Origin of the sequence: Sulfolobus sp. A20 (genome assembly GCF_001719125.1) — an archaeon.
Classification (GTDB): domain Archaea; phylum Thermoproteota; class Thermoprotei_A; order Sulfolobales; family Sulfolobaceae; genus Saccharolobus.
In genome coordinates this window covers 959798-975391 of sequence record NZ_CP017006.1, presented here as the reverse complement: position 1 = coordinate 975391, position 15594 = coordinate 959798, and the positions used below count along the sequence as shown (strand labels likewise).

16 protein-coding genes and 1 rRNA gene are annotated in these 15594 nt (G+C 33.1%); 7 read left to right on the top strand and 10 right to left on the bottom strand.

Going from position 1 to position 15594, the window contains the following annotated elements; translation table 11 throughout:
- Positions 1-56 precede the first annotated feature (56 nt).
- The 7 genes from BFU36_RS05395 to map form a co-directional block, all read right to left on the bottom strand.
- Entirely contained in the window at positions 57-1757 is a 1701-nt protein-coding gene (locus BFU36_RS05395; RefSeq protein ID WP_069282603.1) for a glutamate--tRNA ligase, read from the bottom strand.
- Positions 1754-2437: a phosphoglycolate phosphatase gene (locus BFU36_RS05390; RefSeq protein WP_069282602.1), complete on the bottom strand. Its 684-nt coding sequence runs from the start codon at positions 2435-2437 to the stop codon at positions 1754-1756. The genes BFU36_RS05395 and BFU36_RS05390 overlap by 4 nt, the downstream gene beginning before the upstream one ends.
- Positions 2434-3627 (bottom strand): HD domain-containing protein, encoded by a 1194-nt coding sequence (locus BFU36_RS05385; RefSeq protein WP_069282601.1) that lies wholly within the window; start codon positions 3625-3627, stop codon positions 2434-2436. Before BFU36_RS05385 ends, BFU36_RS05390 begins: the two co-directional genes overlap by 4 nt.
- Positions 3628-3672: 45 nt before the next feature.
- A 5S ribosomal RNA gene (gene rrf / locus BFU36_RS05380) occupies positions 3673-3791 on the bottom strand.
- Between the two features lie 33 nt (positions 3792-3824).
- Positions 3825-4025, bottom strand: coding sequence for a hypothetical protein (locus BFU36_RS05375; protein WP_069282600.1), 201 nt, complete (start codon positions 4023-4025; stop codon positions 3825-3827).
- Entirely contained in the window at positions 4025-5155 is a 1131-nt protein-coding gene (locus BFU36_RS05370) for a DUF1512 domain-containing protein (RefSeq protein WP_069284612.1), read from the bottom strand. The genes BFU36_RS05375 and BFU36_RS05370 overlap by 1 nt, the downstream gene beginning before the upstream one ends.
- 43 nt (positions 5156-5198) lie before the next feature.
- Positions 5199-6104, bottom strand: coding sequence for a type II methionyl aminopeptidase (gene map, locus BFU36_RS05365; RefSeq protein WP_069282599.1), 906 nt, complete (start codon positions 6102-6104; stop codon positions 5199-5201).
- 54 nt (positions 6105-6158) lie between these two features.
- On the opposite strand from map, the gene BFU36_RS05360 reads away from it, so the two are divergent.
- From BFU36_RS05360 to BFU36_RS05340, 4 genes are all read left to right on the top strand, one after another.
- Complete coding sequence (locus BFU36_RS05360; RefSeq protein ID WP_069282598.1) at positions 6159-6842, top strand: metal-dependent hydrolase; 684 nt, start codon at positions 6159-6161, stop codon at positions 6840-6842.
- Positions 6843-6847: 5 nt separating this feature from the next.
- Positions 6848-8242, top strand: coding sequence for a phenylalanine--tRNA ligase subunit alpha (locus BFU36_RS05355; RefSeq protein ID WP_069282597.1), 1395 nt, complete (start codon positions 6848-6850; stop codon positions 8240-8242).
- 1 nt (position 8243) lies between these two features.
- Entirely contained in the window at positions 8244-9851 is a 1608-nt protein-coding gene (pheT, locus tag BFU36_RS05350) for a phenylalanine--tRNA ligase subunit beta (RefSeq protein WP_069282596.1), read from the top strand.
- A gap of 523 nt (positions 9852-10374) precedes the next feature.
- Positions 10375-11139 carry an alpha/beta fold hydrolase gene (locus BFU36_RS05340; RefSeq protein ID WP_083216353.1) on the top strand — a complete coding sequence of 255 codons (765 nt, stop codon included), beginning with the start codon at positions 10375-10377 and terminating at the stop codon, positions 11137-11139.
- Here the strand turns inward: BFU36_RS05340 and BFU36_RS05335 are convergent.
- A complete protein-coding gene (locus BFU36_RS05335) occupies positions 11120-11914 on the bottom strand; it encodes a nicotinamide mononucleotide deamidase-related protein (protein WP_069284611.1) in 795 nt (264 codons plus the stop codon). The two genes, BFU36_RS05340 and BFU36_RS05335, sit on opposite strands and share 20 nt — an antisense overlap.
- A 42-nt stretch (positions 11915-11956) precedes the next feature.
- Between BFU36_RS05335 and BFU36_RS05330 the strand changes: the two genes are divergently transcribed.
- Complete coding sequence (locus BFU36_RS05330; RefSeq protein ID WP_069282594.1) at positions 11957-13162, top strand: PLP-dependent aminotransferase family protein; 1206 nt, start codon at positions 11957-11959, stop codon at positions 13160-13162.
- On the opposite strand, the gene BFU36_RS05325 is transcribed toward BFU36_RS05330, so the two are convergent.
- Positions 13152-14018, bottom strand: a complete 867-nt coding sequence (locus tag BFU36_RS05325) for an alcohol dehydrogenase (RefSeq protein ID WP_069282593.1) — start codon at positions 14016-14018, stop codon at positions 13152-13154. The genes BFU36_RS05330 and BFU36_RS05325 overlap by 11 nt on opposite strands.
- A 55-nt stretch (positions 14019-14073) precedes the next feature.
- Between BFU36_RS05325 and BFU36_RS05320 the strand changes: the two genes are divergently transcribed.
- A complete protein-coding gene (locus tag BFU36_RS05320) occupies positions 14074-14442 on the top strand; it encodes a helix-turn-helix transcriptional regulator (protein ID WP_069282592.1) in 369 nt (122 codons plus the stop codon).
- Here the strand turns inward: BFU36_RS05320 and BFU36_RS05315 are convergent.
- Positions 14419-14811: a hypothetical protein gene (locus BFU36_RS05315; RefSeq protein WP_069282591.1), complete on the bottom strand. Its 393-nt coding sequence runs from the start codon at positions 14809-14811 to the stop codon at positions 14419-14421. The genes BFU36_RS05320 and BFU36_RS05315 overlap by 24 nt on opposite strands.
- Positions 14812-14877: 66 nt before the next feature.
- Here BFU36_RS05315 and BFU36_RS05310 point away from each other — a divergent pair, with 66 nt between their 5' ends.
- The gene (locus BFU36_RS05310; RefSeq protein WP_069282590.1) at positions 14878-15573 is read left to right on the top strand and encodes a DUF2192 domain-containing protein; all 696 of its coding nucleotides are present in this window, start codon (positions 14878-14880) and stop codon (positions 15571-15573) included.
- The last annotated feature ends 21 nt before the right edge of the window (positions 15574-15594 follow it).

Below are 15594 nucleotides of genomic sequence, written 5' to 3'. Positions count from 1 at the left end.
TCCTCCTCTCTTATCTTCGTCCCGCATTTGACTAAGAGTTAACTCAGCTAAAAAGTTTACTCATGCGAAAAAACCGCGTCGATTTCTTCATTATCTATCTTATCAATTCTTACAAACCCAAACCTCATAAATTGTACTATTTCGCCTTCTTTCAATTCTCGTACTATTTTTTCTCCATAACCCTCAATTTTCTCTAGCTTGTCTCCTTCAGCTTTCAGTACTTTTACTTTGACCTTATCATCATATTTAACCCAATGGATTATTCTTGCGTTAACCCTTCTAGCCTCAGATATTTCCTTACTGTGAAATATTAGTTTTTGACCTTCTATTTTAACGTTACATAACTCTAACAATCTTACTACATCTCCACCTCTTACATCGTTCTTCTCCAGTAAGATTTTATCACCAGGATTTACGATTATTTCTCTATACAAATCCTTTGATGGTATTAAGGGAATCTTTGCTGTGATCGTATATGGTAATTCGATGATAAACTCTTCCCAATCATGAACAAACATTAACCTTTTAGCTATTGGATCTAACTTTTTCCTATTTATAGCTGCAATATTATCAAAGCTTATGGTAGCATCATTCATTTTAATTCCTACATCTAAAATAATTTCTTTAACAGTTTCTGGTAATATTCCTCTCCTTCTGAGAGCTGCTAACGTAGGTAGTCTAGGATCGTCTATAGTAGAACCTTTCTCTATAATTCCTCTGATTTTAGACTTACTCATCATAAAACCTTCTAATTTTAATCTGCCGAATTGTAGAACTTTAGGTAATTCCCAACCAAAGTAATTATAAATCCATTTTTGTTTTTCAGTGTTTGTCATATGTTCTTTAGCTCTCAAAACATGAGTAATTCCAAGCTCATGATCATCTATGGCACTAGCAAAATTGTAAGTAGGCCATACAATATATTTACTTCCAACTCTAGGGTGAGGATTCTTCTCAGTATTAATTATCCTAAGCATGACCCAATCTATTTGAGAAGGATCCTCGCTACTTAGATCAGTTTTTATCCTTACTACCGCTTCACCTTCCCTAAACTTACCGCTTAACATACTATCAAACAATTCCAAATTCTTCTCTATGGGGGAGTTACGATGTAAACATTCCGGTTCTTTAATCTTACCTTTACTATCTCTAAATTTTTTAAAATCCTCATTCCTGCAAGTATCAACGTATGCATAACCTTTACTAAGTAAATGCCTAGCATAATTATAGTATATTTCTAATCTATCTGAAGCGTATATTTCCGCGTCCCACTTTATACCTAACCATCTTAAGTCTTCCTTAATCCACTCATAAGCCTCCTTTATAGGTTTTTTAACTTTGGGGTCAGTGTCATCAAACCTTAGAATAAACTTGCCATTTCTCGCATATTCATAAGATAATATGGCAGCCCTAGCATTCCCTAGATGTAAAGGACCATCTGGATTCGGAGCGAAACGTGTTACGATTTCTCCTTTACTATCCACTTTAAGGGTTTTCTTAGCCTGCTCAGTTTTTCTTTCCACTAATAATTCAGGGAACTTCTGACTTATCTCCTTCTTCTGATCTTCAAATGTCATAGAATTTACTTTCTCAACAATCTGCTTAACTAATTCAAGTATATTCTTATTTCCTCTTAGATCTGGTCTCTCTGCAAAAATCTTCCCTACTACTGCTTTTGCATCAGCTTTACCGTTGTATCTATATGCGTTCTGTAATGCGTATTTATAAATTAAGTTATATACTTCCTCCTCACTCATCTTAATCTAACCCCCTCAAGTAGTTTTGTTATAAACTCCTTTACACCTTTCCCACTTTTATCGTGTGTGATGTAATCCGCGATTTTTTTCAACTCTTCATCTGCATTGCCTACTGCTATCTTAAGTCCAACTTCATTAAATAATTCTATATCCGTAGAAGAATCACCTATAGCAGCAACCTCTTTCCTATCAACGTTATGAAATTCTATTAATTTTTTTACACCAATTCCCTTCCCTGCCGGTTCGAAAGCTATATGTACAGCGTATCCACTGCTTTTAATATATAATCCCCTATCCTTTGCCCATTTAACCATTTCCTCAGTGAGTTTAGGTGGAGTAAAGCCGAAATCGCAATATCTAAATTCATTCTGCCAAGTGTCTTTAACACCAAAAGTTATTTTAAATTGTTGTATAATATCTGCCTCTAATTTCCTACAAAGTATATGTTTTTCTCCTTTGAAGAAAACGATACAACCGTTTTCGGCCACTAGACCTCCATTTAAGCCTAAGTAGGTATAAAGTCCTCTAAGTACAGGATAAGAATTTCCGCTAACTAGACCTACTTTTATTCCTGTTTTCTGAAGTTCCCGTATAGATTCTATAGCATGTATGTCCAAATTGGTTACATTTCTATCTTCTGTAAGAGTACCGTCTAAATCTAATAATAAGAGTCTTATCATGCTAAAACCTCTCTAGCTCTCTTAACGTATTCGTAGTCAATATAGACCCTTCTTATAGTTAAAATTTCCGGTACATTAGAAATCAATGTTGATTCAAAATCCTTAATGCTCTTTTCTCTATTTTCATCTAAAATCTTTATTTTAGCTTTATCTATTATTCTAATCTTCTCCTCTAATGGGTAAATAGAATCTGGTGGTATTTGAGATTTTTCTAATAAAATTCTAATATCTTCTAGTTTATTATCTCTTTCCTCATGACCATATACTATTTTTTCGTAAACCACCTTAGGACCTTTTCTATCCAAGAAACTTTTTATCTTTAGCCTTAAGTGTTCAGGTGAGTTCGTAGAATAAAGATAGTCATAAAGTACACTAAAGGCCCAATTATCATCCCAATATGCTATACTACCACTATTAACTAATTCTTTTATAACTTTTGGATCTAATATAGAATAATCACAACATTCCGATATTAACCTAAGTATCTCTCTTAATAACAACTCATATCCTATTATAGTTTTGTGATAGTAAACGGCTTGATACATGTGCAATCTAGAAATATAAAAATTCTCTAGGCTGTAAATTCCTTTATTTTGAATAACGATTTCACCATTACTCCCATAAAAGATTGTATCTAACAGTCTATAAAGATCGATATTACCTAGTTGGACCCCTGTATGCCTAGAGTCTCTGACTAAGTAATCCATTCTATCGACGTCAGCATCACTATCAATTATCGAGGAAATTATAGATCTTCCATCTAAAATATCCAAAATTTTCTCTTTATCTATTGATTCTTCATCGAAAATCTCTTGAAAATTGGGTGACTTGAGAATTATCATTCTACGTAAATCCCTAGTGGATATACCATGCCTAATGTATAATGGCTCTAAACTATGTGTAAAGGGAAATTGCCCTATATCATGTAGTAAAGAGGCTAATTTCAAATATTTTAATTCCTCTGATGTTATTACACCCATTTGGACGAACTTCTCACCTATAATACTCGATAAATGAAAAGTACCTAATGAATGACTAAATCTAGTATGCATAGCATCAGGGTATACTAAGTAGGCTAAACTGGTTTGCTTTATTCTCCTTAGCCTTTGAAATTCTGGTAGATCTACTATTTTAACTTCCTTATCGCTTAAGTTAATATAGCCATAAATTTCATCATAAATTTTCTTCATGGACTTCAACTAGGCAATAAATATGGAAAAAGAAGAATATAAAGTCCATCCCAGCTTAGGAGGGCTGCGGACCCTCTCGGTGTCCACTGCCCTCCTAACGTGGGCGGCTTAACTTCCGGGTTCGAAACGAGTCCGGGTGTTTCCCGCCCACTATGGCCGGGTGGACATAATAAAATGGCAGATTATCGTATAAAAAGTTAACCCTCTTTTTCTGACGTAGGTACTACGGCATATATTCCAGCTATATACAAGGTTCCTCCATCTTTGGGACAAGTCCCTACTACTTTAAGTACGTAATCTCCCTCTTGAAATGTCCTCTCCACTTCGTAATCATTATTTGCACATTTTATCACAGTATATACACTAACGTTTTGTTGCTGCTGTTGAGTTGAAGACATTATTGTGCCACCCCTACAGTATTTCCAACGCCTACTACAACTACTATATCTCCGGCCTTAGTTCTTTCTAGAATAATCTTCTTTACTAATTCTAAAGCTTTTGAGGCAGATTGATATATTTCTTTTCTCATTTCTGTTATAGCTTCTTCCATACTCATCTTAACAATTACAGCATCTATCGGTATATTATACTTTACAGCAACCCTTTCTATACTTATCTTTTCTGGACCAGGATCTCCCATAGCTACTCCCGTACCTTCAGCAATCGAGCCGGTTTTTTCGCCCTCAAGCTTTAACGCTGCATCAATAGTTATTATTCTAGATACTTTCCCCTTATACTCCTCAATAACGTTGCTTACGGCCTCACCAGGTCTACCTACAGTAGCCATTGGACCCTCAGCTTTTACTACAATTATTTTTCTTCCTTCAAAATCTAATTCGCCTGCAATAGTGTCTCTACTTGGATTCCATTTCTTATCAGCCTTCATGAATAAATAGGAAGCTACTAGAGGACCTAAGGAGTCTCCTACAGGTATTCCTCTCACAAAAGTATTAACAGCTTTGGAATAAGCTTCAGATATCTTAACAAGTTGAGGGACTATAAATTGTAACTGATATAATAATATAACACTATTCAATTTCTTTGCCATTATTAAGTAATGCCTTATAACCTTATAGATAAGATTTAGAGAATTAACAACTTCCGCTGCTACCTCAATTTTACTTCTATTTACCGCATCTATATTAGGCACAGCTAAAGTTATTAAATCTCTAATTTTATCCTCTCCAGTCCTTAATAATAGTCTCATTCTACCTATTATATCGGTAGGTTCTACACTCACAGGGTCAATGATGAACATTTCGGAAATCCTATCTATTAAAGGCTTAGGATCTTGTACTCCTCTCTCTTTAAGCAATTGTTCCATCTTAGCTTTGGAATCGTTTAAATACTTTTCAATCATTCCTAGCTGCGCCTCAATACCTCTAGATAACATGGAAACTGTTAATCTTGTATTAACGCCCGGCAAGTATAGAAGGAACAGCAAGACAAAGAAGATTACAGTGTATAATATGTAATATAAGGAGTTAATCTGATTTGCACTCGTTTGGGCAATAGCAATTAAACTCATATTCTCCGATAACCTTATATGATCAGAATTAATTAAACTTTTTTTAAGCAGATTTTGTTGTGACCATAATAGAATTGTCTTTAACAATAACCGTATGCTCAAATTGGGAAACTATGCCCTTTTTTACCTCGATTAATATAGGATAAGCTCTCAAATTACCTTTTTTTACTAACGCTCTCATAATATTTCTTAGTTCATCAATATTCGAAGTAAACTCCTTAAGCCATCGCTCAGAAAATGGCAAGTAATTGAAATGATTATAAATATAGTTTAATAAATCTTTCTCCTTATCAGAAAGGTTCTTAATACTGTAATTTCTTAATGAGTATATCGTTATATCTTTTCCTTCAATAACTTCTCCTCCACCATCTGTTGCAAAGGGTTCTATGGCATAAACTGAATTAGATTGAATTACGCCTAGACCTCTTTCATAAATGTTAGGAATAAATACTCCAGCATGCAACTCATATCTCCTAATTAAGTGACCGCCTAGGTTTCTAATAGGCTTATACCCTTGAGATTTAATGTTTCTTTCAATTATCTTACCTATCTCACCTATACTTTCTCCAACTCTTAAGTTAGCTATAGCAGCCTCTAACGCTATTCTAGAAGCATCTAAAAGACGCTGAAACTTATTGTCCAAACTTACTGTCACTGCAGTATCACTTATATATCCATCAATATGAGCACCTAAATCTAATTTAACTACTCCACCTTCAGGTATTCTTTTTTCGTCATTTATAGTAGGGCTATAATGAGCTGCTTCAAAGTTTATGGATAAATTACAAGGAAATGCCGGAAACGCTTTATTTTCTATAATAATATTTTCAACTTCCTCACAAATATCTATTACTTTTGTATTGGGTTTAATATCTTTTGAGGCTTCATCTCTAGCCTTAGCTGCGATTCTTCCAGCTAATAGCAATTTTTCAACTTCATCTTCATTCATGAATGTAATCTAGTGATATGTAAGCTTTAATTTTTTCCTACTAAAATGTTGTATATGGCTCAACTAAGATGGTTAGGTCACGCGGCAACATTACTGCAAATAGGTGGAAAAAATATTATAATAGATCCGTTCATTAAAGATAATCCCTCGTGTCCTTTTAAGTTAGACTACTTCAAAAACAACTTAGACATAATAATAGTAACACATGACCACTATGACCATCTAGGGGATGCAGTACAACTGATCAAAGAAAATCCTAAAGCACTGTTATTTGCAACTTATGATCTGGAAGCATATCTAGCAGAAACCTATAAGATCCCATGGGATAACGTTATCCCTGCTAACGTAGGAGGATTAATAAAAGTAGACAACGTTAATTTAGCGTTAACTAAAGCTGTACATTCTAGTACTCACAGTGATCCTACTGGGGCCATAGTATCTGCTGATGGAATCACAATATATCATGCAGGTGATACTGGTTTATTTGAGGATATGAAAATAATAGGAGAAGTCTTCAAGCCAGATTATGTTTTATTACCAATAGGTGGAAGATTTACAATGGATCCTTATCAAGCATCTATAGCTGTCGAATACTTAAAGCCCAAGAAAGGAGCTATTCCAATTCATTTCAACACATGGGATTTAATAAAGGTTGATGAAAACGAGTTTGTGAAACTGGTGAGGAGTAAGGGATATAATCCGATATTACTGAAGCCTGGACAGTCAATCGAGTTGTGATTTAAATGTTAAGTGAAAATGAATTAAAGATACTTGAGTTTTTAAAAAGTGTTAAAAAATCTAATTCTGATGAGATAGCTAAACGAACAGGTCTGGAAACAAATTCTGTTCTTAGCCTATTAGAACTTCTAGCTAGCAAGGGTTATGTTAGGATAGAGAGAATTAACGTAGAGCAATATGAATTGACAGAAGAAGGAAAGAAAAGAAAAGAAGAGGGATTACCAGAGGATATACTCATAAATATTTTGAAAGGTAAGGAGAAAAGTCTAGATGAGATAAAAGAACTATTGCGGGACGATTATAACATAGCAATCAGTTGGGCTAGGAGAAAGGGACTCATTAAGATAGAACAAGGTAAAGTAATACCTAAATTTAATGAATATAGATCTAAGGAATTCGAAGCTTTAATTAGCTTAGAAAATGCCGATAAGGAGACATTAGCGTTGTTGGAAAGGAGGGGGCTAATTATAAGAAAGCAAAGAGCCATACTACAAGTTGAACTAATTAGAGAGCCCCAAGCGAATGATATAGGAATTACTTATCTCACACATGAATTATTAGTAACAGGTGATTGGACGAAATATAAGTTTAGGAAATACAATGTTAGAGCTTTTCCTCCATTTTATCCATTAGCTAAAAAACATTACTTCAAGGAATTTCTTGAAAAAGTAAAGGATGTAATGATTAGTTTAGGATTTAAGGAGGTTAACACAAATTATATAGAAATGGAATTTTATAATTTTGATCTTCTATTTCAGCCACAAGATCATCCCGCTAGAGAAATACATGATAGTTTTTCCGTTGAAGGCAAAGGTAAATTAACTGATAAAGAACTATTAGAAAACGTCAAGAGAATTCATGAACAGTCATGGAATTATACGTGGAGCCAAGAAATATCATTAAGATTAATGCTAAGAAGCCAAGCTACTGCAACTACTGCAAGGGTGCTCGCATCAAGGCCCAAGGCTCCTCTTAAATCCTTCACAATAGGTAAAGTATTCAGACCAGACTCAATAGATGCTACACATCTAATAGAATTTCATCAATTGGATGGTCTAATTATTGATGATAATTTTACTTTTAGAGATCTATTGGGGGTGCTAAAAGAAATCTTTTACAGATTAAATATAAAAGAAGTAAAGTTTAAGCCAGCTTATTTCCCCTTTACAGAACCAAGTGTAGAAGTTTATGGATATTTAGGAAAATTAGGTTGGGTAGAAATGTGTGGAGCTGGGCTATTAAGACCGGAAATTCTTGAAGCCGTAAACATTAAAAGTAGAGCCGGAGCTTGGGGAATGGGATTAGAAAGAATAGCCATGCATTTCTTAAATATAAATGATATTAGATTACTTTATTCGAATAATATTGAATATATAAGAGAAATGAAAGAAAGTGAGTAGTATGGTAACAATAGTACTAAATAAGTATAAATTACTAAACCCATTAAAGATATCTGAAAGTGAATTAGAAGAGTTATTATTTAATTTGAAATCAGAAATGAAACCATTAGACGAAAACAGTGTTGAAATAGAAATAAATGCGGATAGATTGGATTTATTGCATTCCGCTGGGATTATAAGAGCAATTAAAGGTCTATTAAATATAGAAGTTGGAGAATCCAAATATAAGGTAGTTAAGACAGATTATAAATTGATTGTTAATGATGTGAAATCTAGACCTTATGCACTAGGTGCTATAGTCTATGGTTTAGAAAATCTTGATTTACAAGAATTAATTCAGTTCCAAGAGAAATTACATTCGACTATTGGCAGGAAAAGAAAGAAGGTTGCGATAGGTATACATAATCTAGATAAAATTGATAGCAAAGAAATATTGTATAAATACGTAAGCTTAAATCACAAATTTGTGCCCCTAAATTACTCTGAAGAGATGAGCGTAAAAGACGTAATCATAAAAACTGAGCAGGGTAAACTCTATGGAGAAATATCAATTTTAGACGAAAGATCTCCCGCTATAATTCAAAATGATGGTCAAATATTAAGTTTACCACCTATAATAAATAGCGAGAAAACTAAACTTACTGAAAAGACTAAAAACTTATTCATTGACGTAACTGGAACATCGTTTGATGCTGTTGCTCAAACGTTAGACCTTATCGTAACTAACTTAGCTGAAGCCGGTGGAACTATAGGAATAGTTGAAACTAAGATAGGCGAAAATGTCATATCCTCGCCATTATTAATTCATAATCTGGTTCAAACAAACAAGGATTACATCAGTAATATATTGGGCTTTAATACCGAGATCTGTCCTCAAATTATGAGGATGAGAATGAATTGTGAAGATGATGGTAAGGTTATTAAGGTACTCACACCACCATACAGAATTGACGTAAAGAAGGAGATCGATCTAGTTGAGGATGTTGCAATGGGAATTGGCTATAACAATCTTGGAATACCCAAATATTCTGCAACGAGTTATGGAGAATATGATGAATTGAGCCTATTAGAGAGAAAAATTAGGGATTTAAGTATTGGTGCTAATTTCACAGAAGTGTTTAATTTTGTACTAATTAAGGATAGTAAATTATTAGAGAACGACTATGTTAAAATAGTTAATCCTATCTCAGTTGAGTACAATGCTATCAGAAACTCGCTATTGCCAGTCTTGTTAGATTTCCTCTCGAGGAATCAACACGCTAGATTCCCTGTGAGAGTCTTTGAAATAGGAGATGTTGTAATTAGGTCTAACGATACGGACGTTGGTTACACTAATGATAAGAGAATAGGATATGCAATAATGGATAGCAGAGTAAGTTTTGAAGAACTGCAATCTCCATTACATTACATACTAAAGACGTTGGGTATAGAGCCTATTTATGAAGAGGTTACTGATAATATATTTATGGAAGGAAGAGTAGCACAAATAAAACATATGAATAAAGTAATTGGAATATTAGGTGAAGTTAATCCCTTAGTATTAAATAAATTTAAGATAGAATACCCCGTAGTTCTAGGCGAAGTGTATCTTAGGAGATTAAAATACTGATTATTTTGATTTTTATTCATATAGAGTTTTTAATATATACCATTTTATTGTAAGTAAGAATTTATTCATAGAGTTGAGCTCAGAATCTTACAAGGTTTATTAAATATTTGAGTCATTATACTTCATACCCTTATAAAATATATAATACATTACTTGTTTATCTCCTATCTTAGTATAAATATATTAAAGAATTAAAAGAATAATAATGATCTTATTATCAAAAAGTAAGGAAAAATGGTATAATATAAAAATATTTAATAATAAAATTAATTATGTTTTTACTATAGTTATTGCTTTCATAAAAAGATTTATAGATTTATACCTTACTAGCTTTAGCTCAATAAGAATTAAAGTAATTAAAAATTATAATATATTCAACATCAACTACAGTATAATTGTAATCATGTTTCCTAAATCTATTCAGTTTTCTTGATAAGTACTAAAGGAAATACCTAGAGGTGATAAATCTTATTGTGTAGGTAAAAAATAAATAAAAATTAAAGGAAATATAATTAGATCTTGTATGCCTTTTAAATACGTGAATGGTAATATAGGACTTTTTTTCAATATGGCAGGTAGTGGAAAACCGATAGTATTAATTCATCATCTAGCTGGAAGTTATAAGAGTTGGAAATTTGTTTCGCCTAAATTAGCTGAGGAAAACCTAATATTAGTCTATGATCTCAGAGGTCATGGTAGATCTTCAATACCTTTTGGACCATACTATATAGAAGATCACTCTCAAGATTTACGGTCACTAATTTTACAATTGAGATTGGAAAGTCCAATTTTAGTAGGACATTCTATTGGATCTTTAGTTGCAATAGACTACGCTTTAAAGTATAATACAGAGAAACTTATTCTGATTGGAGCTTTATATAAATCGCCATCAGCACAAGCATATGAAAAGTATTTAAGGGTAGCACAAAATTTTGGCATGAGGGCACTAGCTGAATATAGAAGAATTTATAAAGAATTTTCAGAAAAATTAATAAATAATTATACAGCTTGGAATTCATTATTAGAAGTATATGAAGAAACCAATGTCTTAGGATATAAATACGCTGTGGAAGGACTTCTAATGGCAAAAGACTACTCTGAAGATCTTAAAAAGATAAGCAGTAAAACGCTATTAATTTATGGAAACAATGATGGATTGATTTCGAATTTGTCAGTATTTAAGAATAATATGAAAGATATTGAAACAAAAATCATAGATGATTGTGGACATTTTCCAAATTTTGAGGATCCAGAGACACTAGTGAAGTTCATAAAGAACTTTTTATGATGCCATTCAAACTTCTTACTATATTTTCTAGTTCAGCCTTTACGCCCTTGACTTTATTTTTAACCTCTTCCTCATTAGTTCCACTAGTGGCTATCTGTATTTCTAGAATCGGATTTGTTAATTCATAACTCTTGGGGTGTGTCTTAATGTAAACATCATATTTCTTGACTAACGTCTTTATGTAAGGGGCAATAGCTGATTCCATAACACCTTGAGTATATAAATACTCTTCGTAGTATCTTAAATTAGGTCTATTTCTCAAATATCTCGTTACAAAATTTTCTAATACGTTTTCCATTTCTCTAGGAACACCTGGAGTAGCTAGTATATCAATATTCTGATAATAAATGTATATTCCTGGGGCAATGCCCTCATAGTTTTCAACAGGATATGCCCCATTGGGTAAAAATGCCATTTTTTTCCTTTCTTCAGTTAAAGGTATATTCATCTTGTTATATTTATTAACTATCATTTCAAACGCAGAATTATTTAGTTCTAGTTCAACTCCTAATGCTTTGGCTAAACCTTCTGCAGTTCTATCATCCCATGTTGGACCTAACCCACCAGAGGAAATAATAACTTTCGGTCTACGGTTAATAGCATCCTTAAAGGCATTAGCAATCTCATTTATCTCGTCCATGACTACAGTAATTCTTCTCACTGTAAAACCTAATGAAGTGAGTCTTCTTCCTATGTGCGAAGCATTAGTATTTACGGTTTTTCCGCTTAATATCTCGTTTCCGATAGTTATTATTTCAGCAAACCAGTAATCCATAAACATATTAACTATTAACTCGAAAATAAAACTTGACCCCTTATGCTCGAAAAGTTCTTTTCGAAAGAAACTAGTTATTTGAGAACTTCTGAAATACGAGATCTATTAAAGCTTACTGAGGGTAGAGATGTAATTAGCTTAGCAGGAGGTTTGCCAGATCCTCAAACTTTTCCAGTAGAGGAGATTAAAAAGATAGTAAACGATATTTTAACTAACTATTATGATAGAGCACTTCAATATAGTACTACAGCGGGAATTTTCGAATTTAGAAAAGAACTGGTAAATCTATCGAGACTAAGAGGAATATCTAACATTAGTGAAAAAAATATATTCGTTACCGTTGGAAGCCAAGAAGCACTATTTATGCTCTTTAACATTCTAGTAGATCCCGGAGATGAAGTTATAGTAGAGGCACCTACATATTTAGCTGCACTAAATGTAATGAGAACAAGAAGACCTAATTTTAACTCAATTAATGTAAACGATAATGGACCAGATCTAGACGAGCTAGAAAAAAAGGTGAGAGAAAAAGTAAGCGATGGTAAGAAGATTAAATTAATTTATGTGATTCCCACAGCACAGAATCCCGCTGGAACTACCATGAACTTGGACAATAGGAAAAGACTCTTGGAAATTGCAAGTAAGTATGACTTCTTAGTAGTGGAAGATGATGCTTATGGTTTTCTTGTATTTGAGGGAGATAGTCCACCGGCTATAAAGGCGTTGGATAAGGAAGGAAGAGTAATATATACTGGGACATTTAGCAAAATCTTAACACCGGGACTTAGGTTAGGATGGGTAGTAGCTCATGAAGATGTAATTAGAGAACTAGAACTATATAAGCAAAACATCGATTTACATACTCCGTCATTGTCACAATTTATTGCAATGGAAGCGATAAGAAGGGGAGTGATACAGAATAATTTACCTAAAATAAGAAGAATATACAAGGAAAAGAGGAACGTAATGTTAGAGGCTATTCAAGAATACTTCCCCAAAGACGCTAGATGGAGTAAGCCGATTGGCGGAATGTTTGTATTTGCTTGGCTGCCAGAGAAAATTGATACTACGAAAATGTTAGAAAAAGCTTTACAAAAAGGTGTTGCATATGTGCCTGGTTCAAGCTTCTATGCGGATTATAGTGGTAAGAACACTATGAGACTTAATTTCAGCTATCCAAGTAAAGAACAGCTAGTAGAGGGAATAAAGAGGTTAGGTGAAACGATAAAACAAGAACTCAATGTTTAAAAAGTTTTTCAGTATTTATAATTACACCAGCTTTTGGTACTGGAAGGGAAGTTTCTATATTATCTGAGAAACTTATTAGCTCTTCAAAGAGTTTATTTGAAATTTTTGTTTTTATAAAATCTAGCACTCCATCCATTTCCTTTGGCTGTATATAATGAACCTTATGAGAAGAAATTATAGGCCATGTATTTAATATCCTAGGCATTACTATTTTTGTGTTAGATTTAGAAAAAACGTCTATAAAAGCTCTAATCCATGACCTATATGTAGCTATTATAACGTTGTCCCAATCATTCGATAATTCCTTAACCTCCTCTACTCCTATTAACTTAGGATTTATTCCATCTTCTCTATAAATACTTACTTTACTTACATAATTTTTCAGATATAGAGCGGAAATTGTTCCATAAAGTCCTCCCCCTACGATCAATGTACTTCCACTGGTTATTATAGCAGGTAATTGAAGAGCGAAGCTAACATAAGGATATAATAAAAATTTTTCATTAAATTCTGATTGCGGAATTACAACTATACTATCAAATGGAACATTCGCTTTTTCGCATAACACTCCATCTATCTCTGTGCCAATTCCTCCGTATGTTTGAGAATAAGGTAATACTAGGACAAGTTTTCCCTCTAGCGATTTATCAATATCCAAACCTACATTCGTTATTCTTCCTAGCCCTATTGAGCCCAAGATTCTCCCCGGCTCTACCCACAATAATCCTACGTATATAGCGTTCTCTATCCCATCAATTAATACTCTGAACGGGGTGAGGGCTACGAAGTCTTTATTTAATTCTCTTTCTGATAATTCAGCCTTGGTAATACCTAGATTAAATATTATTCCCTTCACGTTAAGGACATATACCTATACCTTATTAAAGTTTACAATCTTAAAGTAAATAATCGTGGTTAGATATATTCATGATTTAGGTAAAGAGTCTAGACTTAGTATCATTTACATTTTACTCCAAAACAGAAGCAAGAAGGAGCTTGCTGATGAGTTAGAAGTATCACCCGCATTAATAACCAAATACTTAAAGGGAATTACTCATCCGAGCGATGAGATCATTAAGAAATGTATCGAAATTTCAAATGAAGAAGAATATAAACAAATAATAGATATAATAATTTCAGACTTATCAAGTGCAGTTGAAGAATTAATAAATGATATAGATGCTGAATATATCTTACAAAACGAGTCATTAAAAAAGCTGTATAATTATCTTAACAAAATATATAATCAAGAATATTCAACTTCTTCTACCTTCGTATAAAGGACATACTATGCATATATCTGGGAACTTGCCTACTATTACTTTTTTATTACCATCTTGAGTCGTGCTTATAGCGTCTAATGGAATTCCAAGTTTTTCCGGATCGCTTATGTTCCAAGCTTCACAAACAAAATTAATTGAGTGCTTGCATGTCTTAGATTTCCATACTCCTTGAGATTTCGCAAGATTTATCCAACTAGTTAACTTAACTATTGTTGATAGAACTTCACCTATTTTCTTGTGCTCTTCTTCGTTATCCAACTTATATTTCTTGAACTCTTCAACAATCCCTTTTATTTCTTCCTCTAGATCTGATGTGGAGAGTACAACTATATTTGGCTTTAAGTTTTCCTCTATAGAAGTACTCATGATAAAGTACTTAATCTAGTATGTCTTAAAAAGAAATTGACACATAAACTTAAGAGGTAAGCAAGGATGGTAAAGGAAATATACAAGGAAAGGGTTAAGGTACTTACTGAAATATGGGGGCTAATCACGGCCAGCTGGGATTCTATCACTAGAGATGATCTAGTAGAAATACTGAAAAACGCATACATAAAGAGAAATATAAAGCCTTTCAGGGGATTTAACGCTAATAACTTATATGAAAAGGAATTAGTTAGCTTATACGTTATAGGAAAGCATGGTTTAGGTCTTTTTGATGAAAATAAGAATATTTTCGACAAATTGTTAGATAAGGAAGAGAAGTATGAGTATATATCTAATCTAATCCTAGATGGAAAGGTAAGAGAAGCATTTGATCTTGCTGAAAGCAGTAAGGATAATTTAGCTAAAGCTTTAAGGATGACATTTACTGAAGTAATATTCTCCTTTGAACCGGATGAAAAATTATACAGATCACTTAGAAACTTGAACGCATCTGATAATGATCAGATCAAGCACACTGCTAAAAGCTTTTCCAGATTTTACACTGCTTTTAAGCTAGCTGAGGGAATAGCCGAAGGGAGCATACGGGATAAGTTAACTTATATAGCAATGAAAAAATCGATAGCAATATCTATTGGGATAGATTATCCACTGCCTAAGCTTAGTTATGTTGATCTAATAGCGAAAGAGGTATTTAACCTAAATAAAAAAATCTTAACAAGAGTCCTAGGTTCTAAGTTATAAAAGCATAGATATTTTTAACTA